The sequence below is a fragment of the Pseudoduganella rivuli genome (genome assembly GCF_009674485.1).
Lineage (GTDB): Bacteria > Pseudomonadota > Gammaproteobacteria > Burkholderiales > Burkholderiaceae_D > Rugamonas > Rugamonas rivuli_B.
The window spans coordinates 16,305-37,881 of sequence record NZ_WKJJ01000023.1; the positions used below are offsets into that span (position 1 = coordinate 16,305).

General features: G+C 62.8%; 20 protein-coding genes. 9 read left to right on the top strand and 11 right to left on the bottom strand.

All coding sequences use genetic code 11. From position 1 onward, the window contains the following. Positions 1–154 precede the first annotated feature (154 nt). Entirely contained in the window at positions 155–682 is a 528-nt protein-coding gene (locus GJ700_RS28765) for a hypothetical protein (protein ID WP_154380529.1), read from the top strand. A gap of 125 nt (positions 683–807) precedes the next feature. Here GJ700_RS28765 and GJ700_RS28770 read toward each other — a convergent pair whose 3' ends face one another. The 4 genes from GJ700_RS28770 to GJ700_RS28785 form a co-directional block, all read right to left on the bottom strand. Next, entirely contained in the window at positions 808–1,008 is a 201-nt protein-coding gene (locus GJ700_RS28770; RefSeq protein WP_154380530.1) for a helix-turn-helix transcriptional regulator, read from the bottom strand. Between the two features lie 62 nt (positions 1,009–1,070). Beyond that, positions 1,071–1,937 carry a phage integrase N-terminal domain-containing protein gene (locus GJ700_RS28775; RefSeq protein WP_154380531.1) on the bottom strand — a complete coding sequence of 289 codons (867 nt, stop codon included), beginning with the start codon at positions 1,935–1,937 and terminating at the stop codon, positions 1,071–1,073. Positions 1,938–3,067: 1,130 nt separating this feature from the next. Beyond that, a complete protein-coding gene (locus tag GJ700_RS28780) occupies positions 3,068–3,394 on the bottom strand; it encodes a hypothetical protein (RefSeq protein ID WP_154380532.1) in 327 nt (108 codons plus the stop codon). A 70-nt stretch (positions 3,395–3,464) separates the two neighbouring features. Continuing rightward, positions 3,465–3,752: a hypothetical protein gene (locus tag GJ700_RS28785; protein ID WP_154380533.1), complete on the bottom strand. Its 288-nt coding sequence runs from the start codon at positions 3,750–3,752 to the stop codon at positions 3,465–3,467. Between the two features lie 265 nt (positions 3,753–4,017). On the opposite strand from GJ700_RS28785, the gene GJ700_RS28790 reads away from it, so the two are divergent. The 3 genes from GJ700_RS28790 to GJ700_RS28800 are packed head-to-tail and all read left to right on the top strand — an operon-like array spanning position 4,018 to position 8,572. Beyond that, a complete protein-coding gene (locus GJ700_RS28790; RefSeq protein ID WP_154380534.1) occupies positions 4,018–5,268 on the top strand; it encodes a YaiO family outer membrane beta-barrel protein in 1,251 nt (416 codons plus the stop codon). Continuing rightward, entirely contained in the window at positions 5,262–7,661 is a 2,400-nt protein-coding gene (locus GJ700_RS28795; RefSeq protein ID WP_154380535.1) for an LTA synthase family protein, read from the top strand. The genes GJ700_RS28790 and GJ700_RS28795 overlap by 7 nt, the downstream gene beginning before the upstream one ends. After that, entirely contained in the window at positions 7,658–8,572 is a 915-nt protein-coding gene (locus GJ700_RS28800; protein ID WP_371868181.1) for a hypothetical protein, read from the top strand. The genes GJ700_RS28795 and GJ700_RS28800 overlap by 4 nt, the downstream gene beginning before the upstream one ends. Before the next feature lie 12 nt (positions 8,573–8,584). Here the strand turns inward: GJ700_RS28800 and GJ700_RS28805 are convergent, their stop codons facing one another. The 7 genes from GJ700_RS28805 to GJ700_RS28835 form a co-directional block, all read right to left on the bottom strand. Then, positions 8,585–10,273 (bottom strand): PglL family O-oligosaccharyltransferase, encoded by a 1,689-nt coding sequence (locus tag GJ700_RS28805; RefSeq protein ID WP_195764043.1) that lies wholly within the window; start codon positions 10,271–10,273, stop codon positions 8,585–8,587. Positions 10,274–10,373: 100 nt separating this feature from the next. Beyond that, positions 10,374–11,543, bottom strand: a complete 1,170-nt coding sequence (locus tag GJ700_RS28810) for an RCC1 domain-containing protein (protein WP_154380538.1) — start codon at positions 11,541–11,543, stop codon at positions 10,374–10,376. A gap of 157 nt (positions 11,544–11,700) precedes the next feature. Then, complete coding sequence (locus GJ700_RS28815; RefSeq protein ID WP_154380540.1) at positions 11,701–12,720, bottom strand: NAD(P)H-dependent glycerol-3-phosphate dehydrogenase; 1,020 nt, start codon at positions 12,718–12,720, stop codon at positions 11,701–11,703. 3 nt (positions 12,721–12,723) lie between these two features. Next, the gene (locus GJ700_RS28820) at positions 12,724–13,179 is read right to left on the bottom strand and encodes an SH3 domain-containing protein (protein WP_154380542.1); all 456 of its coding nucleotides are present in this window, start codon (positions 13,177–13,179) and stop codon (positions 12,724–12,726) included. Positions 13,180–13,277: 98 nt separating this feature from the next. Then, on the bottom strand, positions 13,278–13,769 hold the full coding sequence (secB, locus tag GJ700_RS28825; RefSeq protein WP_154380544.1) for a protein-export chaperone SecB: 492 nt from the start codon (positions 13,767–13,769) through the stop codon (positions 13,278–13,280). 123 nt (positions 13,770–13,892) lie between these two features. Beyond that, positions 13,893–14,153 (bottom strand): glutaredoxin 3, encoded by a 261-nt coding sequence (gene grxC, locus GJ700_RS28830; RefSeq protein WP_154380546.1) that lies wholly within the window; start codon positions 14,151–14,153, stop codon positions 13,893–13,895. 18 nt (positions 14,154–14,171) lie between these two features. Next, positions 14,172–14,573 (bottom strand): rhodanese-like domain-containing protein, encoded by a 402-nt coding sequence (locus tag GJ700_RS28835; protein WP_371868182.1) that lies wholly within the window; start codon positions 14,571–14,573, stop codon positions 14,172–14,174. 92 nt (positions 14,574–14,665) lie between these two features. Here GJ700_RS28835 and gpmA point away from each other — a divergent pair, with 92 nt between their 5' ends. The 5 genes from gpmA (at position 14,666) to GJ700_RS28860 (ending at position 21,577) form a co-directional block, all read left to right on the top strand. Beyond that, positions 14,666–15,412 (top strand): 2,3-diphosphoglycerate-dependent phosphoglycerate mutase, encoded by a 747-nt coding sequence (gene gpmA / locus GJ700_RS28840; RefSeq protein WP_154380548.1) that lies wholly within the window; start codon positions 14,666–14,668, stop codon positions 15,410–15,412. Positions 15,413–15,418: 6 nt separating this feature from the next. After that, complete coding sequence (locus GJ700_RS28845) at positions 15,419–17,065, top strand: murein hydrolase activator EnvC family protein (protein WP_154380550.1); 1,647 nt, start codon at positions 15,419–15,421, stop codon at positions 17,063–17,065. Positions 17,066–17,146: 81 nt separating this feature from the next. Next, complete coding sequence (locus GJ700_RS28850; RefSeq protein WP_154380551.1) at positions 17,147–18,622, top strand: S41 family peptidase; 1,476 nt, start codon at positions 17,147–17,149, stop codon at positions 18,620–18,622. 19 nt (positions 18,623–18,641) lie between these two features. Then, positions 18,642–19,397 (top strand): HesA/MoeB/ThiF family protein, encoded by a 756-nt coding sequence (locus GJ700_RS28855; RefSeq protein WP_154380553.1) that lies wholly within the window; start codon positions 18,642–18,644, stop codon positions 19,395–19,397. Positions 19,398–19,420: 23 nt separating this feature from the next. Then, positions 19,421–21,577, top strand: a complete 2,157-nt coding sequence (locus GJ700_RS28860) for an amidohydrolase family protein (protein ID WP_154380555.1) — start codon at positions 19,421–19,423, stop codon at positions 21,575–21,577.

Here is a 21,577-nt window from a genome sequence, read left to right on the forward strand (position 1 = left end):
GAGTTTATTTGATACTCCTATGATAATAGGAATAGCTTACCCGAATACCACGAAACGGATGATGAAATGACAATAAGTTCGAATTCGGCGAAAAGAGTTCCTGTAAGTAATTTTATGTTATATTTCTAATTTATGAAATAGCATGGGGTAGATTGTGAAGAGCCGCGCTGAGATCAAAAAAGCCCATGAAGACGCTGTTTTGCGCGCTGGACTGACTGAGCACAACAGACTCCATGCCCTCAAATTGGAAGTGATCTCGCGTCCCGAGCCGCCAGATGCAATTCTTTCAGACGGCTCGATGATCACGTGGATGGAGGTCACTGCTGCGTTTTTTTCCAACGAGTGGGCGAAAGACCTAAGTAGTTACAATTCGATAAAGGGGCACATACCCATGGAGTCAGGGCTATACATGGGCATGGACAAGCAGTTCGCCGTGAACTTCTGCGATCTACTCCAGCAAAAGGCCGGGAAGGTATCGTATCAGCCATTGCTGAAACGCTATGGGCCGGGAATTTTGGTCGTAAGCCTCGAATCGCCTTGGCTTGATGCTGGGACGATCGATGAGATCGAGGAGGAATGGACCGGAAGAGGGCGTCCAGCCATCTCAAAGACTTTTGCTCATGTTTACCTCAGGCATAGAGCAGGAGGCGGCGATATTGTTCGGCTCTGGAACTGCGACTGAGGGGGCTGTACTCGAGATTTGTACTCGAGATTCATAATGCGGAGGCGATGGCGGGAGCGCCCTTTCAAACGGGCGCTGACGGTCGTCTGTTGAGTCTTAACTGTGATGTGATGCTATGAGGGCGGTCAACTGCTACCACGGCTGGCATGAATGCAGCGCTGCTGCCATTGGGCAATTTCCTCTGCATCCCAAGCGATTGACTTAGGGCCAATGGGAATCGGTGCGGGCAACACACCTGCCTTTACTTTCCGCCAAATCGTGGCGCGAGACCATCCGGTGGCTTCGATCACCGCTGGCAAGCGGAGGAATTTTCTGGTCGTAGTCATGATTGTTCCTGTCGTTCTTGAAAAGAAGTTGGCTAGGAAAAAGTAGTGCTTGAATTGATCTGTCATCTGCCCAAGTAAATCGAGGTGACCTGCTCGCGAAAATGGCCCATCTCCTTCGATAACGTGAGCCGCGCATCCTGATCGGCTTGCTTATCGGCGGCTGCTAGTTGCTTCGATGTGCTGCCGCCATTTGCGGGACACTGCCAGCTGGTCAATTCCGCATACCGCCGCTGCGCATACTCGTGCCGCAGCCCATGCACCCCATGGATGCCCGCCTTATCGCACTGCGCCCGAAAGCGGTTCAACTGATCCCGATACTGCATCTGCGCCGGAATCAAGCTGCCTTTGCCGGCCAGTGCCTGGGCCGCATCCAGCACGGCGCGCTGCTGCGCGGTCGTAATCGGCACCTCACGATATTTGCCACCCTTGGTCCAGCTATCCTGCAACCGCAAGAAGCTCCCGCAGTCCGCCCACCCCGGCTTGATCTTGATGCTTTCCTCTCGCCGCAGGCCAAACGCCGCCTGCAACTGCAAGGACATCCGCGTATAGGGATCGGTCACGCGGGCCAGCATATCGGCGTCCAGCACCTTGGCCTTCGAGACATTGGTGACAAACATCCGCTCCGCGATGCCGTAAGCGGCGTTGGAGCGCGCAATGACGTTGTCCTTGCCGACCTTCTCGGCCCACCATCGCAAAGCGCTCATGCGGTTTTTAATCGTCCCGGTGCTGACGCCGTCCTGCTTCCACTTGTTGAGCAGCGCCGCCACATGCTTCGGCTTCAGGCTGTCGGCATGCAAATGCTGGAAGCCGCGTGCGGCCAGGTCGTTCGCGCACAAGGTCAATAAACGCTCGCGGTCGGCCTGCGTCGCAAAGCTGCCGTCCCGGTTGCGGTGGCACAGTTGCTTAAGCTGATGGTTCAAGTCCTGCATGGCAAAGTCCTCCTTCCGATCTTTCGGTTTCAATGAACAACGATGCTGCGTGGTGTAAGTCAGTCTGGTCAGTGTTTCTGGCCGCCCGTACTGCCGCAGCAGGACAGGTTTGTATAAAGGCCTCGGGGCACCACCCCCGTGTTTGCGGTTGCTGTACTGCCTGCCCGCGCCGCATGCGCGTGTGGCACCGCTGCGCGTTCCCGGAGGGAACTGCCGCAGCGGGGACCAATCACCCAGGGTCCATGGAGTGCACCTCGTGCACGTATCGAAACAACTAACCAGCCCGAAGCGGGCAAAGGACTTCGCAAGGCTTGCTGGCGAAGTGGGGCGCTTGGCCCCGTCACTGACCACCATCACGTGGAAAAAAGCCGCTTGCCGCCTGGGTTTAAGCCCCATGCGGCGCGTCGTCACTGGTAGCACGCCGCCAGTAATGACGCGCGTGCTCGCATCCGAGACAACAGTTCTTGGTGATATTGGCGTCGCATGGTGTGCGACGGTCACCGGGAGTCGGAAGCGCCAGCGTTGGCGACTCATGCGTGTGCTGGCTTCCAGCGATACCGCTACTGGAGCATGCCAGTCGCGCAGAACGCAACCCAGGGCTTGATGCGGCCCGCAAACGCACGCAAGGGACGTGCGGGCCTATCGATGCAAGAAATTTCCTTGCCATATAGCGCCGCAAGGGCGCTGACCGGTAAAACATGCCACCGGATTCCGGTGGCTTTTTCTAGTCGCTGGCCACGTTGCCGTGCAACACCAGCTTGATCGACTTACGGAAGCGCGTTTCAGCGCTCAATATGCAGGCGGGTGACGACCGCAACGCCTATGCCGCTGAGTGCATAGGGACATGCGCGATGCATGCCCTCGTGGGAGCGATTCCCAAATATGAGGCTTTCATTCTATGTCCAGCACCGGCGTTTGCAAGCGATCCGTTTGCACCGGATCGCTTTTGCGGTGCACGCGGTTAAGAAGTGCGTTGGCCAAGAGCGCCAGCCGCGCAGCACTTTTCGTTTTGGCGGTATTTCTTCAAAAAAGGACAGCAATCTAGCTCTGTAGTGTGGTTCCGGCAGCCGCAATGTAAGCCCTTGTTGCCTTGTAGGGTTGCTTGCCATGTAGCCGCTGTGTCAGCGGCATCAACCAGCGCCACGCGGCGCGCCCTTGGCGACGGTACGCCGTTCCAGCCACTCCCGGCCGCCAGCATCGAGTGCCGCAGCGATGACAGCCGGCGGCAAACTATACACCGTGGCCCAAGTAGCGCGCCCATCAGCAGCATTGGCCGGAAAGCTGCTGGCCTCAATGGGCCAGTGATACTTGCGCTTGAGGGTCTTGACGATGGCGGCGAGCGTAACGCGGCCTTGCAGCGGTTCGGCGCCGGTCTGGTCGTCGTTCGACAGCAGCACGGCCAGCACGGCGCCCCTGGAAGTCAGCGGGCCGGGGAATTTGGGTGGTTTGCTTGGCATGGACGCATTTTAGCCGCAAGGCAGCTATCGCTTCTTTAGCCATTGGCATTACGTCCACCGCACCCTGAAATTACTTCGCCGTCACCACATTATCCGCCGGCCCGGTCGCATTGGGGGAAACCGTCACCACGGCCCCGGCAAACGTATTGATCGTATTGTTATGGCCATAAACGTTAACGGTATTGGTACCGGACTGCACAGTCGTCCCGGCCGGGACATTGACGCTTTGTCCCGCGCTCAACGTCAATGACTGGCCCGCCTGCAAAGTCTTGGCGACCGGCGCCTCTGCCGTGCCACTGCCGCCACCACATGCGGACAGGGCAATTGCACAGATTGCGGTGGTAATGAACAGCTTCATGCGGTGCATCAGTTTCTCCTGAGGATGTTAATCAAAAAGAAACGCACTTTACATATGCTAGAAGCTTGAAATCTATTCAATTATTTCATTTTGACCATTTCCTCTAATTTGGCGCGATTCCATCCTGAAAGTGCAAATCGCGCCATTTCCCCGCCATCACCAGGCTCCCGCACGCCAATCGTGCCATCCTTGACGCCCCCCAAGCCCTAAGTTACCTTTTGTACAAAACAAAGCAGCCCCTCCGACGACTTCCCTGCGAGATTCCATGCTCCCAGTTTTCTACGCTCCCGTAGATCAAGCCCCGCCCGCGCAGGCCGCCGTCGCGCCTGCCGCCAGTTACGAACAGCAGTTCGAACAAGCCCGCAATGCCGCCAATAATGGCCAGCCCGCCATGGCCGTCGAGATATATACCCGTCTGCTGGCTGCTTCGCCGAATAACGTGGATGTGCTGTATGGCCGTGGCCTGGCGTACAGCCGGATGCAGCAGTGGGAGAGCGCGGAAAAGGACATGCTGGCCGCGGCCAATGCCGCGCCGGCCTATACCGATGTCTGGTCATCGCTGGCCGATATCTATATGTGGACCGACCGTCCCGCGAAAGCCATCGCGGTCTACGACAGGCTGATTGCGCAGAAACCGACTGATGCCGCGCTGTACGTGGCACGCGCCAAGGCGTACCGCGACGCCAGCCAGCCCGGTCCCGCATGGGCCGACCTGGACAAGGCGGCGGAATTGAATGGCGACCGGCAAGCCATTACCGATGTGCGCGATTCGATGCAGCCGAAAATCACCGCGCTGGCATTGGCCGCGCCGGGCGCCGTGGCGCCGGCCGGCTTTGACTGGCAGGCCAGCCTGTCCGGCAGCGCCACCAGGGTCGATCCGCGCGACCAGCGCTGGGCCGACCAGACCTTTGCCGTGCGCCGCTATTGGGCGCGCGGCTCGCTGGCGTTTGAAACCCTGCGGGTGCACCGCTTCGACGACCACGACGTGGCGTGGGCGCTCGACGGCTATGCCAACCTGTGGAGCGGCGCGTATGCCAACGTGCGCTACCAGCAGGCGCCGCAACAGCGGCTGTTCCCGCACCGTTCGTGGCGTGCGGAGGTGTACCAGAGCGTCGGTGGTGGCTGGGAACTGTCGGCCAGCAATGACACCATGCTGTTCGCATCGCGTGTCGATATCTATGGCCTCGGCATCGCCAAATACATCGGCAACTATTACCTGCTGCTGCGGCATACCAATGTGCTGACGGCGACGTCGCATGGCACGGGCGACCGCCTGCTGGGCCGCTATTACTACCGGGGTGACGGCGACAGTTACGTGGAACTGGCGCGCAGCCGCGGGCGCAGCGACGATACGCTGTCGCTGGTGGGCGGGCGCACGCATTCCGGCGCCACCGGCATCAACTGGGTGCATTACGTGACACCGCGCTGGGGCTTCAAACTGGGCGCCAGCTATTCGCGTGAATCCACGGGCGGCAAGGAGAAGGGCGTTTCAGCGGCCCTGTACCGGCGATGGTAACCGCTGCCGAACCCGCACCCACACATGCGGCGGCGCCGCCGCAGGGGTTCGGCGCGATAGCCGCATCTTTTCTCGGCTATTTGCCGGGGCTGGTGCTGGCCATGGCGTGTTTGCGTATCGCGGAAGTGGCGCAGGGCGCGCGGGCTGGCGCGTCATCGAGCGTGCTGGGGTCCGCCATTGCCTATGACGCCAGCGCACTGCTGCGCTATGGCTTGCCGCTGTTGCTGCTGGCGTGGCCTTTCCTGCGTTCGTCATCGCGCCGGGTGCACGTGGCGGGCCTGGGCATCGGCTGGACCATTGTGCTGTGGGGCCAGGCGGCGCTGATGCACTATCACGCATCGGCCGGCGTGCCGCTGGGGGCGGACTTGTTTGCCTATTCGTGGCAAGAGATCCGTACCACCGTGGCCGGCGGACCGGCATTGGGCGCGCCGTTGCTGGCCGGCCTGGCGCTTGCGCACGCGGCGTTGTGGGGCTGGCTGGTTTTCCATGCGCGCAGCGGCAAGCCGCGGTGGTCTGCGCGCGCGGGCCTGGCGTTTGCCGCGATGGCGGCCGCCAGCCTGTTGCTGATGCCGACCCGGCTCGATAACGTATTGCCTGCCGCGACAGGTTCCGCCACGCTGGCCGCCAACAAGGCTGCCTGGTTCCTTGACGATAACGTGCATCACTGGCGCACGCACGAAGCGCCCGCCAAGCCGGTCGCAGTGCAAGCCACCACGCCAGCCACCACGCCAGCGACCGCGCAACATGCGGCCGATCCGGCCAGCCGCCCCGATTATCCTTTCCTGCACAGCGAACGCACGCCCGATACGCTGGGTCCCTATTTCACCATCAATGCAGCCCAGAGGCCCAATCTCGTGCTGATCGTCGTCGAAGGATTGGGACGCAGTTTTTCCGGCCCCAACGCGCGGCTGGGCAGCTTCACGCCGTTCCTCGATGAACTGGCGCAGCGCAGCCTGTATTGGGAAAACTTCCTGGCGACGCAGGGGCGCACGTTCGCCGTGCTGCCGTCGCTATTGGGTTCCGTACCCTACGGCCCGAACGGTTTTGCCGCGCTGCCCGCCATGCCGCCGCACGCGGCCTTACCCGCCGTGCTGCAGGCACAGGGCTATCACACCCGGTTCTATACGGGCTCCAACCTGGAATTCGACAACCAGGGCCAGTACCTGCGCAGCGCGGGCGTGGATAAGCTGTACAGCGAACGCGATTACGGCCCGGCTTACCAGCGCAGCAATGACTGGGGCTATGCGGACCGTGCGCTGGTCGATTTCGTTCTGGCGCGGGAAAAGAGTGAAACGCGGCAGCCGTTTGCCGCCATCCTGCAGACCAACAGCATGCATACGCCGTTTGTGTTCCCCAGCCAGGATGACTACCGCAGGAAAGTGGAACAGCGGCTGGCGCAGCTGAACGTGGCGGAAGAGCGGCGCGGGCCGTACCGCGCGCAGCGCGACATCTATGCCAGCATCCTGTACACGGACGACGCATTGCGCCACTACTTCGAACAGGCCGCGCAATTGCCCGGCCACGCCAATACGATTTATATCGTGACCGGCGACCACCGCTTGCCGGAAATTCCGATGGAAACGCGCCTCGAGCGTTATCACGTGCCGCTGCTGGTCTGCTCTCCGCTGCTGAAAGGGCCGCGTGCAATCAAGGCCGTGTCGTCGCAATTCGACCTGGCGCCGTCCCTGCTGGCATTCCTGTCGCACCATCACGGCATCAAGACGCCGGCCGCTGTCACCTGGCTGGGCAGCGGCCTGGATATGGACACCGGGTTCCGCAACCTGCACGCGCTGCCGCTGAAGCAGACCAAGACGGAACTGAGCGATTACGTGTCCGGCCCGTTGTACCTGGGGCAGAACCAGTTGTACACGCTGTCTGACAACATGCGCCTGGCGCCTGTCGACGATGCGCAGGCGAAGGCGCAAGTGCGCGCGCAATTCGATAGCTTCATCGCCAGCAACGATGCGATGGCAAACAGCGGCAAGCTGGCGCCGCCGGAATCGGTTGCGCCGCAGCTGGCGTTCCGCGAAGAAGGCCGCTCGTTGCAAACCGCACCGGTGGCATCCGGCCTTGGTGGCGTGGTGGTCGACAATACGCACATGCGCCGCGATGGCGCCATGCTGCAAGTCGATGCGCGCTTTGCCAACCATGCGCAGGGCCGCTCAGCCACCTTCGTGCCGCTGCTGGTGCTGACCGATGCGCAGGGCAGGGAACTGGGCGAAGCCTATGGCAAAGCCGGTGCGCTCGATGGCGCACAGGAATTGCCCGTCACCTTGCAGATCAAGACGTCCGCGCTGAAGCCGGGACAATACTTCGTGTCGGTGATCCCGTCGCACCCGGATACGGGCAAGCCGGTCGGCACGGGGCAATACCACGTGCCGGTGCAGCTGTGAGGGCGTTGATCGCCACGCTGCTGGCCTGCTGCATGTTGCAAGCGCAGGCGGCGCCCCGCGCCATCTGGACCTGGGAACCCGAGTCTTATGCGATGCTGCAGCGCGAATCCGAAGCGGATGCAGCCATCGCTTTCCTGCAGCAGAAAGGAATCCAGACGGTCTACCTGTACGCGGATGCATACCAGGGACACAACCTGATTGCCGAACAGCCGCGGTTATACGGGCGCCTGATCCAGCGCCTGCACCGGGCCGGGATCAAGACCTATGCATTGCTCGGTTCCGCTTACCTGCACACGGAACGCTATGTGCTGCCATCGCACCGGAAAGAAGCGCTGGCCATGGTACAGCGGATTTTCGACTATAACGCGCAGGCGGCGCCGGAGCAGCGCTTCGACGGCATCAACCTCGATATCGAACCGCATATCCTGCCGCAATGGAGCAGCCAGCGGCTGGCGCTGCTGGCCGGCTTCCTCGACATGAGCAGCGCCATCATGGCGGCCCGGCGCCAGGCCGGCCAGACTTTGCCGATCGGTCCCGCGATCCCGTTCTGGCTGGACGGCATTGCGCTCGAATGGCAAGGCAAGCGCAAACCCGCCAGCGAACATGTGCAGGACGTATACGACTACGTGGCGCTGATGGATTACCGCGACCACGCGCTGGGGCCGGACGGCATCGTCAGCCACGGCGCCGATGAAATCGCCTACGCGAAAGCGATTGGCCGCACCGTGTGGCTGGGTGTGGAAACCCTGCCCAATGAATTGAAGAAGGTGTCGTTCGAGCACTTGCGCGAAGCGGACATGGAGCGGGAACTGGGGCTGGCGCAGCGCAGCTTCGAAGACAACCGGGCCTTTGGCGGTTTCGTCATCCATCACTACAGCCAGTACCAGCGCTGGCTGAAGAGTGCCAAATAAGTCGGCGCGAAATCAGCGCGTGCTTTGCAGTTGCCGGCCATAGGCGGCCAGCGCGCCATAGACGGCGGGTTCGGCGGCGGCCAGCGCATCGATGCGGGCCAGGTAGGCGGCGGCGGATTCAGGATACGCCAGCGTGGCGCGCCGCAACTGCGCCTGTGCATCGGCCATGCGGCCTTCCTCCGCCAGCAGGGCGGCGTGGCGGAACGCCACTTCATCGGTCGGTGCGAAGTGCAGCACACGCTCATTGAGTGCGCGGCGCGCGGCGACGGGCGCATCGCCCGCCACAAACACTTCCGGTCCGATCAGTTCACTCAGGGGCGCCAGCAGCGAATAGTCGCGGATGTGGTGCAGGGTGCGCGCACGCAGCGCCAGGTCGGCGGCGGCTTCGCCCTGTTCGAATTGTTCGCGGATGGCGGCATGGTCGCGCGCTGTCTTGACTGCCGTGAACAGCAGCGCCACCAGCGCCAGCACCGCGATCGTGTTGGCCCGCAGCTGCCGGCCGGAAGGATCGGCAATGCCCGCCAACAGCGCTGCGAGTCCGAGGAAGTACGCGTAATGCAGCGGTTGTTCCAGCATCGAGTGGATCAGCAGGATGCCCAGCGCGCCGCACAGATACAGGCGTTCCATCGTGCGCGGCTGGCGGCCCAGGCGGACCGCAAACAGCAGCACAGGGACGGCCAGCGCCAGCACGCCGGGCAGGCCGGCCGCCGCCATCAATTGCAGCGGCAAATTGTGCGCGTACTGGTCGACCGCGAAGCGGGCGGGCGCCGTCAGCTGGGCTTCCAGTTGCAGCGCAAAGCTGTCGAAACCCACGCCCAGCCATGGGTGCGACATGAACATGTGCAACGCGTGTTCCCAGTAAAACATGCGGGGACCGAACGCGCCGTTTTGCGGCGAGACCAGTCGTGTCAGTTGCGGGCCCAGCCCCGTTGGCGTGATGCGGGCCGCCACCGCCAGCACGATGACGGCGGCCACCATGACCAAGACCGCAATGCGCAGCCAGCGGTGCAGATGCTGCAGGCGGCCCGTGACAGGGGCCAGCAGCAAGCCAGCGCCCAGCAGCCAGGCCAGGTACAGCAGCATGCTGCGCGAGCCGGACAGCGCCAGCACCGCCAGCAGCACTGCGCCGCAAGTGAGGGCCCGGCGCAGCGCCAGCTGTCCGGTCAGCGCCAGGTAGGCGCACGACGCCAGCGCCAGCGCTTCATACGTGGCGAAATGGTTTTGCTGCGACAGGTTGCCAAATACGCCGTATTCGGCAACCGGCTGGGGCGTGCTGACCAGTCCCCCGAAGGCGCTCCACCAGCCCTTGTATTGCAGCAGGCCGAACGCCGCGCTGACCATGCCGCCCGCCACCATGGCCCAGGCCAGGCGCGCCAGCAAGGGCGCCGCGCCCATGCTGGCGGCCAGCGTGCGTCCCGCCACCGCCAGACCGCCGGCCCACAGCAGGTACAGCGCCAGCAGCACGCCGCTGGCGGCATAGGCGAACTTGCCGGCGGCCAGTTGCAGCATGGCGAGCGCCACCAGCGCCAGCGGCGCAACGGTGATCGCGGGAACCAGCAAGGGAGACGCCGCCGGGCGCGGCAAGAGGAACAGCATGCCGAACAGGCCGCACACGGCGGCCAGCCACTCGGCATGGAAAGACGTCAGGGGAAGATCGTGCCAGGGTTGCAGGAAGGGCAGGCTGGCCATCAGCCCCAGCATGACGCACGCCCAGCGGTCGCCAGTGCGAGCGTCCAGTCGTACGTCAGGTAACACAGCAGGCATGGCCGGCATTTGCATGGTGAAACGCCGGCACGCCAGCTTAGCGGTTGGCCGATTTACCCAGGGTCAGGTTGCCGATGCCGCCCACGCCCACGGTCTGTACCGGCAGGTTGCTGCCGACCGTGGTGTTGGTGCCCAGCTGGCCAGCCGTATTGCGGCCGAATGCGTACACGGCGCCATCGCCGCGCAGCACGGCAATGTGGCCGGCGCCGATGGCCATCGCCACCGCATCGCTGACCGCGTTGACCTTCTTCGGTGCGAACGAGACGAGCGTGGTGCCATCGCCCAGCTGGCCGAAGGTATTGTTACCCCAGGTCCAGACCGAACCGTTGTAGTTCACGATGCCGCTGTTATAGGCGCCGGCGGATACCGAGCGCACGCCGCTCATGCCCGCTACCGGTACCGGCAAGCCTTTCACGGGAACCGGCGCGTAATGCGCAGGCGCCGTGCCACCCAGCTGGCCATAGCTGTTGTTACCCCAGCCCCACACCGTGCCATCCTGTTTCAGCACCAGCACGTGCGCCATGCCGGCTGCGATGGACGTCGCATTGGTGATGCCCGCCACTGCGGCGGGAGCGGCGGAGCGGCCGGCGGAGCCGTTGCCCAGCTGGCCGAACAAGTTGACGCCCCAGGTCCAGACTTTGCCGTCGGCCGCCAGCGCCACGCTGTAATCCTGGCCGGCCGCGATGGATTTCACATTGCTCAAGCCGTTGACGATGGCTGGCGTGGCGCTCGATGCGCCGCCCTTGCCCCAGCCCCAGACACTGCCGTTCGCGGCCAGCGCCAGCATGTGCGCCTGGCCGGCGGCAATGGCTTTCACGTTGCTCAAGCCGGTCACCGGTTGCATGCCGCGCGACGAGACCAGCCACACGGTGCCGTCCTGTTTCAATGCCAGGGTGGTCAAAGAACCACCCGTCTTGATGGATTTCACATCGCTCAGGCCGCTGACCAGCACGGGCGCCAGTACCGCCTGGCCCGCATCGTTGCGGCCCCAGACGTAGACTTTGCCATCGGCGCCCAGGCCGGCCGTGTTCTCCTGGCCGGCGGCCAGGCGGTTTTCATCGGCCAGCGCTTCCCGTGCCACTGGCGCAGGCGCGCCCTGCGCATGGCGGGGCGCGCTGTCCGCGCTGCCGCTGTTCATGCTGCCGCCACAAGCGCTCAGCGCCAGCAGTGCCGTCGTTCCAGCCGTTACTTCATACCATTTCGCCATGTGCAGACCAACCCGTAATTAAATTGCAATCTTCGCAAGATCGTGAACTGCGTATGGTACTTTTGGTATTGTCCCTGGTCAACAGAAATATTCTTCTAATAAGTATACGGAGGCAAGACGCCGCCCCGGACGGGGTGGACGTCAGACTGCCGGGGGCTTATTTGACGCCGGTTTCGTCGCGCGGATCGCGGGCCAGCAGGCGCGCCACCAGTGCTTGCGGCTGGTCGCCGTCGAACAGGACGCCGGCCACGGCATTGGTGATCGGCATGTCCACGCCCCGGCGCGCAGCCAGGTCGCGTACGGCCTTGGCGCAGGGCACGCCTTCGGCCACGTGACCCAATTCGCTCACCACGGTTTCCAGCGACTTGCCTTGCGCCAGGCCGAGGCCCACCTTGCGGTTGCGCGACAGGTCGCCGGTGCACGTGAGGATCAGGTCGCCCATGCCCGTCAGGCCCATGAAGGTTTCCGCCTGGCCGCCCAGGGCAAGGCCCAGGCGCGTGATTTCCGCCAGGCCCCGGGTGATCAGGGCGGCGCGCGCATTCAATCCCAGGCCCAGGCCGTCGGCCACGCCGGTGGCGATGGCCAGCACGTTTTTCACGGCGCCCCCCACCTCGACACCGACGAGGTCCGGGGTCGAATACACGCGTAAATTGCCTCCATGCACTATGGAAACAACTTTATTACGCAGATTTTCCGAGCTGGAAGCGATCGCCAGCGCACATGGCAAGCCGCGTGCGACTTCCTGCGCGAACGACGGACCGGACAAGGCGCCGCCGGGAACCGCGTCGCCGAGAATCTCTTGCACGATCTGGTGCGGCAGCAAACCGGTCTCATATTCGAAACCTTTGCACAGCCACACGATATTGGGGATGGCGCGGCCCTTTAACTGTTGCAGCAGGGGACGCAGGCCGGCCACGGGGCTGGCGGCAATCAGCAAGCCATCGTCGCCCGCATGGGCAACCGCCGTGTCGAAATCCGCGGAAACAGTGAGGCCGGGGGGGAATGGGTGGCCCGGCAAATAAGCGAGGTTATCGCGCGCGGCGGCCATTTCCTGCATCGCCGCGGTGTTGCGACCCCACAACATTACGTCATGGCGATGGGCCAGTGCGATGGCGACAGCCGTGCCCCATGCGCCGGCGCCCAGCACGCCGACACGTGTTTTTTTCTTGTCTTGCATGCGTCAAATGCCCCAGATGTCGCTGCTTTTCACATAACCGGTGGCGCCGTCGCGGTGGCGCACCTTGACCCAGCCGCCCGCGCCGACTTCCAACAGTTCCAACAGTACGCCTTTGTCGGCGATAAAGGCCAGCGGCGAATTGTCGTCTGCCGTGGCGCGGATTTTCGCAGTGACGGTTTTGACGACCACCGTGCGCTTCGGACTCAGCGCGCGGGCTTCGGCCCAGGCCAGGTCGCCGCCCGCATCGCGGACTTTGACCCAGTCGCCATAGCTGAGCACGATTTCGACCGGCATGCCGCGTGGCGCCACGAACAGCTTGCTGCCTTTGGTCGACGGGGCGTCGTAGAGGATGGCTGGCGCCGCGCCCACCGATTTGAAATCCAGCGCATGGCTGGCGCTGGCGGCCAATAACAGGGTGGCGCCGGCAATCAAACGGGAAACGGTGGTGGTGCGGGTCATACGGTCATCTCAAGGCAAGTTGCGGACGGGGAGTCTGAAAACAGTCAAAGGCCGTTACCGGCCTTTGACGGGGTACTGCTATCTTACTTTAAGTGCAATTAGTGCGCTGCACCATTGGCTTCCGGCGCAGCGGCTGCGGCGGTAGCGGCTTGCTGTTCAGCCAGGGCAGCCAGGCGCTGCTGGTAGAACACTTCAAAGTTGATTTCCGCCAGGTGTACTGGTGGGAAGCCGGCGCGGGTGATCAGGTCGGCGATGTTGGCGCGCAGGTAAGGGTAAACGATGTTCGGGCAGCCGATGCCCAGCAGTGGATCCAGCTGCTCAGCAGGAATGTTGCGTGCTTCGAAGATACCGGCTTGCTTGCCTTCCACCAGGAAAGCGACTTTGTCTTTGACCTTGGCGGTCACGGTGATGGTCACGGTCGATTCGAAGATGCCGTCCGCCAGCGGCTCAGCGCCTACGTCCAGGGCCACTTCGATTGCCGGCGCTTCCTGCTCCAGGAAGATGGCTGGCGAGTTAGGCTGTTCCAGCGACATGTCTTTCAGGTAGACGCGTTGGATTTGGAATACGGGTTGCTTGATTTCTTCAGACATGGAACGCTTTCGTAGAGTGGAAAAGAGCGGCCTGAGCCGCTCACGATGTCATGCGTTGCAGCGGCAGCGGGTAGCTGCCGCCCAAATGCGCTGGCAATTGTAGCAAAACGAATATGAGGCGGGTCATCCTTTTAACAAGGGGTCCAGGCCGCCCGCCTGGTCCAGCGCGTACAAGTCGTCGAAGCCGCCGACGTGGGTGTCGCCGATATAAATCTGCGGCACCGTGCGGCGGCCGGTCTTTTGCATCATCAGCATGCGTTGTTCGGGGTCGAGGTCGACACGGATTTTTTCAATCGCATCGACGCCTTTGGAAACCAGCAGGCGCTCGGCCCGGACGCAGTAGGGGCACACGGCGGTGCTGTACATCGTGACATGAGCAGTCATGGCAATTCCTTCCTGTTATCACTTTGCCAATGGCAGCCCGGCGGTTTCCCAGGCGGCCTGGCCGCCCTCGAGGACGACCACGTTTTCGTAACCCGCCTTTTCCAGGGTTTTGGCGGCGCCGAATGCGCGCGAACCTTGCTGGCACACGACGACGATGGTGCGGTTCTTGAATTTTTCCAGCTCGCCCGTGCGGTTCGCCAGTTCGCCTGACGGAATGTTTTTCGCGTCAGGTAAGTGGCCGGCCGTAAAAGCGGCGGCATCCCTGACATCCACAATGGCGGCTTTGGTCCGGTTTATCAATAGCGTGACTTCCTGCGGAGAGGCTTTTTTGCCCCGTTGCGTGAGGACTGGCCACAGCAGCGCACCGCCGGAAAGGACGGCGATACCAATGAGAAAGATTTGGTCGATGAGGAATTTCACGGTGTTCCAATGGTTTAAGGGTATCCGAGCATTATAAAATAGAAGCTTGAAACCTACTTCAGCAGCTTTTTTCACACTTGATAGACAGAGCTATGTACAAAATTGTTTTCATGCGTCACGGCGAATCCACCTGGAACCTCGAAAACCGCTTCACTGGCTGGACCGATGTTGATCTGACGGAAAAGGGCGTGGCGGAAGCCAAAGCCGCCGGCAAAGTATTGAAGGACGAGGGCTTTACGTTCGACCTGGCGTACACGTCCGTGCTGAAGCGTGCCATCCGCACGCTGTGGCTGACGCTGGACGAAATGGACATGATGTATCTGCCGATCAAGCACGACTGGCGCCTGAATGAACGCCACTATGGCGCCCTGCAAGGCCTGGACAAGGGGGAAACCGCCGCCAAGTATGGCGACGAGCAAGTGCTGGTATGGCGCCGCAGCTATGACACGCCGCCGCCGGCCCTGGCTGAAAACGATGACCGCACGTCGTTCAACGATCCGCGCTACGCCGGCCTGCCGAAAGCGTCGATTCCGCTGACCGAGTGCCTGAAAGACACCGTGGCCCGCGTGATGCCGGCCTGGGACGAGGAAATCGCGCCAGCCATCCGCGCCGGCAAGAAAATCATCATTTCCGCCCACGGCAACAGCCTGCGCGCGCTGATCAAGATGCTGGACGGCATCAGCGACAGCGACATCGTCGGCCTGAACATCCCGAACGGCCAGCCGCTGGTCTATGAACTGGACGCGGACCTCAAGCCGATCCGCCACTACTACCTGGGCGACCCGGCAGCAATTGCCGCAGCGCAAGCAGCGGTTGCCAACCAGGGTAAGGCCAAGTAATCCCTGATGTCGTGGTCTTCGATTTTCCGCCGCGTAACGACGCGGCGGGCGCGGTTGCCTGTGCTGGCGTCCCTGTTGCTGTCCTCCGTGCTGGCCGCGGGGGCGGCGCACGGCGCTGCCGCCAAGCCTACCGAGCGCAGCAAGCAAAAAGCCGCCGCTGAAGCGGAGCGCGCGGAGTTGCAGCAAAAGCTCAGCAACCTCAAGCGCGACATCGGCAAGACGGAAAGCGCGCGGGAAGATGCGGCCGATACGCTGGCCGAATCCGAAGAAGCGATTTCCAAGGCCAACCGCACGTTGCGCGAGCTGGGTGACGAGCAGGCGCAAACCAATGCCCGGCTGGCGGAACTGGCGGCGGAACATGCTCGGTTGCAAGCCACCGTCGACAAGCAAAAACAGCAGCTGGCCAAGCTGTTGCGCGAGCATTACGTGGCGGGCAACGAAGACCGCATCAAGTTATTACTGTCCGGGGATAACCCGAACCGCATCAACCGCGACCTGCAACTGATGGCCTACGTGTCGCAGGCGCAGGCGCGGCTGCTGGAATCGCTGCGCGCCAACCTGAAAGCCGTGGAAAGCAACCAGGCCGAAGCGGAAAACGCGCGCAACGAACTGGAAGAAATTGCGCAGGAAGAACGGCACCAGAAGTCCGTACTGGAGCAGGAAAAAGCCAAGCGCGCCGCCGTGCTGGCGGGTCTGTCGCAGCGCCTGGTGGCGCAGCGCAAGGAAGCCGGCAAGATGGCGCAGGATGAACAGCGCATGGGTGCGCTGGTCGACCGCCTCAACAAGTTAATCGAAGAACAGGCCAGGGCCGCGGCGGCGGAAAAGCGCCGCCTGGAGTTGGTGGCCGCCGCCAAAGCCAAGGCCGAAGCCGAAGCGAAGGCCAAAGCCAAAGCTGAAGCGGACGCGAAAGCGCGCCAGCTGGCGCAATTGCGCGCGAAAGCGCAGCAAGCCGAGAAAGAGCGGCTGGCGAAGCAGGGCAAGCCTGGCGCGTCGGTGCCGGTGGCTTCGGCGCCGCCGGCGCCCGTCAGCACGCCGGTGAAGCCGGCGCCGGAAGAGCCGCGCGTGGCCTCCGTGCCTGCCGCCGAGCCGGCGAAGGAGCCCGTTAAGGCCCCGGTCAAGGAACCCGTCAAAGAACCGTCGAAGGACACCGCGGTCGCCGCGCGCGAACCGATCGCCGTGCGCGAAGTGCCGAACGACGAGCCGCCGGCCCGTCCCGCGCGCGCCGCCGACGTGGCGCTGGCGCCCGCCGCCGCGGAAGGGGCGTTCGCCGCCATGAAGGGCCAGTTGCGTCCGCCCGTGGCCGGCAAGGTCGGGGCCCGCTTCGGCACCAAGCGGGGCGATGGCCCAAGCTGGAAAGGCATGTTCATCCGCACGGCGGAAGGGGCGCAAATCCATGCGATTGCCGCCGGCCGCGTGGTGTTTGCCCAGTGGCTGCGGGGCTTCGGCAATTTGATCATTGTCGATCACGGCGGCCAGTACATGAGTATTTACGGAAACAACCAGTCGCTGCTGCGGCGCGAAGGGGATGCCGTCAAAAGCGGCGACGTGATTGCCGCCGCCGGAAATACCGGTGGCAACGAGGAATCGGGTTTATACTTTGAACTCCGGCATCGGGGTAAAGAGTTCGATCCTGCTTCCTGGGTAAAGTTTTAAAGGGATCCGGGCGGCATTACCTGCTGCAAGGACAAGAAAACGGTGGGCAACCCGCCCGCCACACAGAGACGCTGGCGCATCATGGGCAATAAAATCAAGAGTTTCGGCCTGGTCGGCCTGGGTATGGTGGCCGGCATCGCCGCTTCCATGCAGTTTTCCGCTATCGCGCAAAAGCCCATGGGCACGCCGCTGCCACTGGAAGAGTTGCGCCAGTTATCCGACGTCTTCGGCTTGATCAAGACCGATTACGTGGAAGACGTCGACGACAAGAAACTCGTGACGGACGCGATTTCCGGCATGGTGGCGTCGCTCGATCCCCATTCGGTCTACCTCGATAAAAAAGCCTTCAAGGAAATGCGCGAAACCATGCTGGGCAAGTTTGTCGGCATCGGGATCGAAGTGGGCATGGAAGACGGCTATGTCAAAGTCGTGTCGCCGATCGAAGATTCGCCCGCCTTCAAGGCCGGCATCAAGGCCGGCGACTTGATTACCCGCCTGGACAACGAGCCGATCCGTGGCCTGTCGCTGGACGACGCGATCAAGAAAATGCGCGGCGAACCCCATTCGAAAATCGTGCTGACCCTGTCGCGCAAGGGCGAAGACAAGCCCGTCATCGTGCCCATCGTGCGCGAAGAAATCCGCGTGCAAAGCGTCAAGGCGAAAATGGTGGAGCCGGGTTACGCGTGGCTGCGCATTGCGCAATTCCAGGAACCGACGGTGGACGACATGGCGCGCAAGCTGTCCGCGCTGTATGCACAGAACCCGGGCATCAAGGGCCTGGTGCTGGATTTGCGCAATGACCCGGGCGGCGTGGTGCCGGGCGCCATCGGCGTGTCGGCCGCCTTCCTGCCGAAAGATGCGGTGGTGGTGTCGACCAACGGACAGTTGCCGGATTCCAAGCAAACCTATTATGGCCGTCCCGAGTTTTATTCCAGCCGCAGCCATGGCGACCCGCTGGCAAAAATGCCGGCCGGCCTGAAAAACGTGCCGATGGTGGTGCTGGTCAATTCCGGTTCCGCTTCCGCCTCGGAAATCGTGGCGGGCGCCCTGCAAGACCACAAGCGCGCCATCATCATGGGCTCGCAGACGTTCGGTAAAGGTTCGGTGCAAACCCTGCGCCAGCTGACCGCCGACACCGCCGTCAAACTCACGACGGCCCGCTATTACACGCCGAATGGCCGCTCGATCCAGGCGCGCGGCATTGTCCCCGACATGCTGGTCGACGAAACCGCCGACGGCGAAGGCTTGAACGGCTTGCGCCTGCGCGAAGCGGACCTGGCGCGCCACTTGCACAACAAGGATGGCGACGAGGCGCCGTCGGCCAAGGTCGACGAACTGGAAGAAGAACTGCGCCTGGCGGCACTGGCGAAAAACCAGAAGCCGGTGGAATTCGGCGGCAAGGACGATTTCCAGCTGGCGCAGGCCATCAATCATTTCAAGGGCTTGCCCGTCAAGCTGTCGAAAACCGAAGTGGTGCGCGATTTCGAAGCGGCCGCCAAAGCGGACAAAGCTGACGATAAACCTGCTGCCGGCAAGACCGAGAAATCCAAAAAATAATCAAAAGAAGTAAGATTCAATGGATGACTCCCAGCTGTTGCGCTACTCGCGCCATATCCTGCTTGATGAAATCGGTATCGAGGGCCAGCAAAAGCTGCTCGACGCGCGCGCGCTGATCATCGGCGCCGGCGGCCTCGGTTCCCCGGCCGCCATGTTTTTGGCATCGGCCGGCGTCGGCCACATCACGCTGGTCGACAATGACACGGTTGACCTGACCAATTTGCAGCGCCAGATCGCGCACGACATGGCCCGCGTGGGCCAGCCCAAGGCGCAATCCGCGAAAGCCACGATGGCCGCGATCAATCCCACCATCGCCATCGAAGCGCTGGTGGAGCGGGCCGACGACGCCCGCCTTGCAGCGCTCGTGAGCCAGGCCGACGTGGTGCTGGACTGCACCGATAATTTCGCCACCCGCCATGCCGTCAACCGCGCGTGCGTCGCCCACAAGGTGCCGCTGGTGTCGGGCGCCGTGATCCGCTTTGACGGCCAGGTCAGCGTATTTGATACCCGCAGCGGCGATCAGCCCTGCTATTCCTGCCTGTTCCCGCAAGACCAGCACTTCGAAGACGTGGCCTGTTCCACCATGGGCGTGTTTGCGCCGCTGGTGGGCGTGGTCGGCGCCATGCAGGCGGCCGAAGCGCTGAAGGTCTTGATGGGCATTGGTGAAACGCTGGCCGGGCGCCTGTTGCTGCTCGATGGCTTGCGCATGGAATGGACCAGTATTGCAATTACCCGCAACGATTCATGCCCCGTCTGCGCCACAAGCGCAGCCTGAAAAACCTCTGGAGACACAATCCGATGAAACGCATTACCACCGTCATGGCGCTGGCGATCGCCGCCGCATTTTCCGCCGCTTCTTCCGCGCCTGCCTACGCCGTCACCACGACCACCCGCTACGTGATCATGTCGGAAAACGGCAAACAGGCCGGCGAACAGGTGGTCGAGCGCTCCGATGACGGCCAGACCAGCGTGCGTTTCATCTACAAGGACAATGGCCGCGGCCCGGAATTGACGGAGAAAATCCGTTATGCGCCGGACGGCACCATTGCCAGCTATGCGGTCAAGGGTAATTCCACCTTTGGCGCCGTGGTGGACGAACAGTTCGACATGACCAACGGCAAGGCCGTGTGGAAGTCCACCACGGAAAAAGGCGAACAACCCGTCAACGGTCCGGCCATGTACGTGCCGCTGAACAGTTCCTTCGAGACCGCGTCGGCCGCGATTGCCGCACTGGCCGCGACGCCCGACAACAAGCTGGCGCTGCTGCCATCGGGCACGCTGACGCACCGCAAGCTGGCGGAAACCGTCGTCACACGGGGCACAGGGGAAGGGAAAACTGCGCAAACCGTGCAACTGCTGGCGCAGACCGGCCTGGGCCTGTCGCCGCAATTCTTCTGGGCCACGACGGGCGCCAACGGCAAGCCCGCCCGCCTGTTTGCAGTCGTCGCGCCGGGCGCCTTCGTGGCCGTGGAAGAGGGTTGGGAAGGCAATGGCAAGACGCTGGCCGCGCTGCAAAAGGATGCGGAACAAAAAATGCTGGCCGACCTGGCCGCGACCTTGCAGCATCCGTTGAACGGCCTGACGGTGGTGAAAAACGCGCGCGTGTTCGACAGCGACAAGGCCGTGCTGGGCGCGCCGTCCGACGTGTACGTGCTGCGTGGCCGCATCACCGCCGTGCTGCCGGCAGGTTCCCCCGTGCGCGGCGCCGTCAATGAAATCGATGCGGCCGGCCGCGTGCTGTTGCCGGGCCTGTTCGACATGCATGGCCACGTGGGCCGCTGGGAAGGCGGCCTGAATCTCGCGGCCGGCGTCACCACGGTGCGCGACCTGGGCAACGACAACGCCCAGCTGCAACTGATCATGGAAGAAACCGCGGCAGGCAAGCTGCTGTCGCCGCAGGTGGTGCCGGCCGGCTTCCTGGAAGGCGAAAGCCCGTATTCGTCGAACGGCGGCTTCGTCGTCAAGACGCTGGCGGAAGCGAAGAACGCCATCGACTGGTATGCGCAGCACGGCTATCCGCAACTGAAGATTTACAACTCGTTCCCGAAAGAGATCCTCAAGGAGACCGTGGCGTACGCCCACCTGCGCGGCTTGCGCGTGTCGGGCCACGTTCCGGCCGGCTTGCGCGCATTCGAAGCGCTCGACGCGGGCTACGATGAAATCCAGCACATCAATCAGGTGATGCTGAACTTCCTGGCCACGCCGCAAACGGAAACCCGCACGCTGGAACGCTTCATCCTGCCGGCCGACAAGACGGCCAACCTGGACTTCAATTCGCAGCGCGTCAAGGACTTCATCGCCCGCCTGGCGAAGCAGAAAACCGTGGTCGACCCGACCCTGGCCACGTTTGCGTTCCTGAAGCAAAAGGATGGCGACATCAATACGCCGTTCGCCCCGATTGCCGGCCATATGCCGCCGGACGTGCGGCGCGGCTTCCACGTCGGCACGATGAAGATCGCGGATGACGCGACTTTGAAGCGTTACGAAAAATCATACGCGAAGATGGTGGATTTCGTTGGCCGCCTGTACAAGGCGGGCGTGCCGATCGTGGCGGGTACCGATGAACTGGCGGGCTTTACCTTGCAGGCGGAACTGGAATTGCTGGTGCAGGCGGGCTTGACCCCGGCCCAGGCGATCCAGGTGGCGACCCGCAACGGCGCACTGTATACCCGCACCGCCCACGAGCGGGGCAGCATCACACCGGGCAAACTGGCCGACCTGGTGCTGGTCGACGGCGACCCGACGAACAATATCGCTGACATTCGCAAAGTGGCGGCCGTGATCACGCGCGGCTACCTGGTCTACCCGCACGAAGTGGACCAGGCGCTGGGCGTGAAGCCGTTTGTGTCTGCCGCGCCACAGGTGAAGGCGCTGGAACCGGTGTCGTCGAATATCGCGGGCAGCAATGACGGTGTGTTGCAGCGCGTGGGGTTGAGCGCCCGCGAACGCGACTAA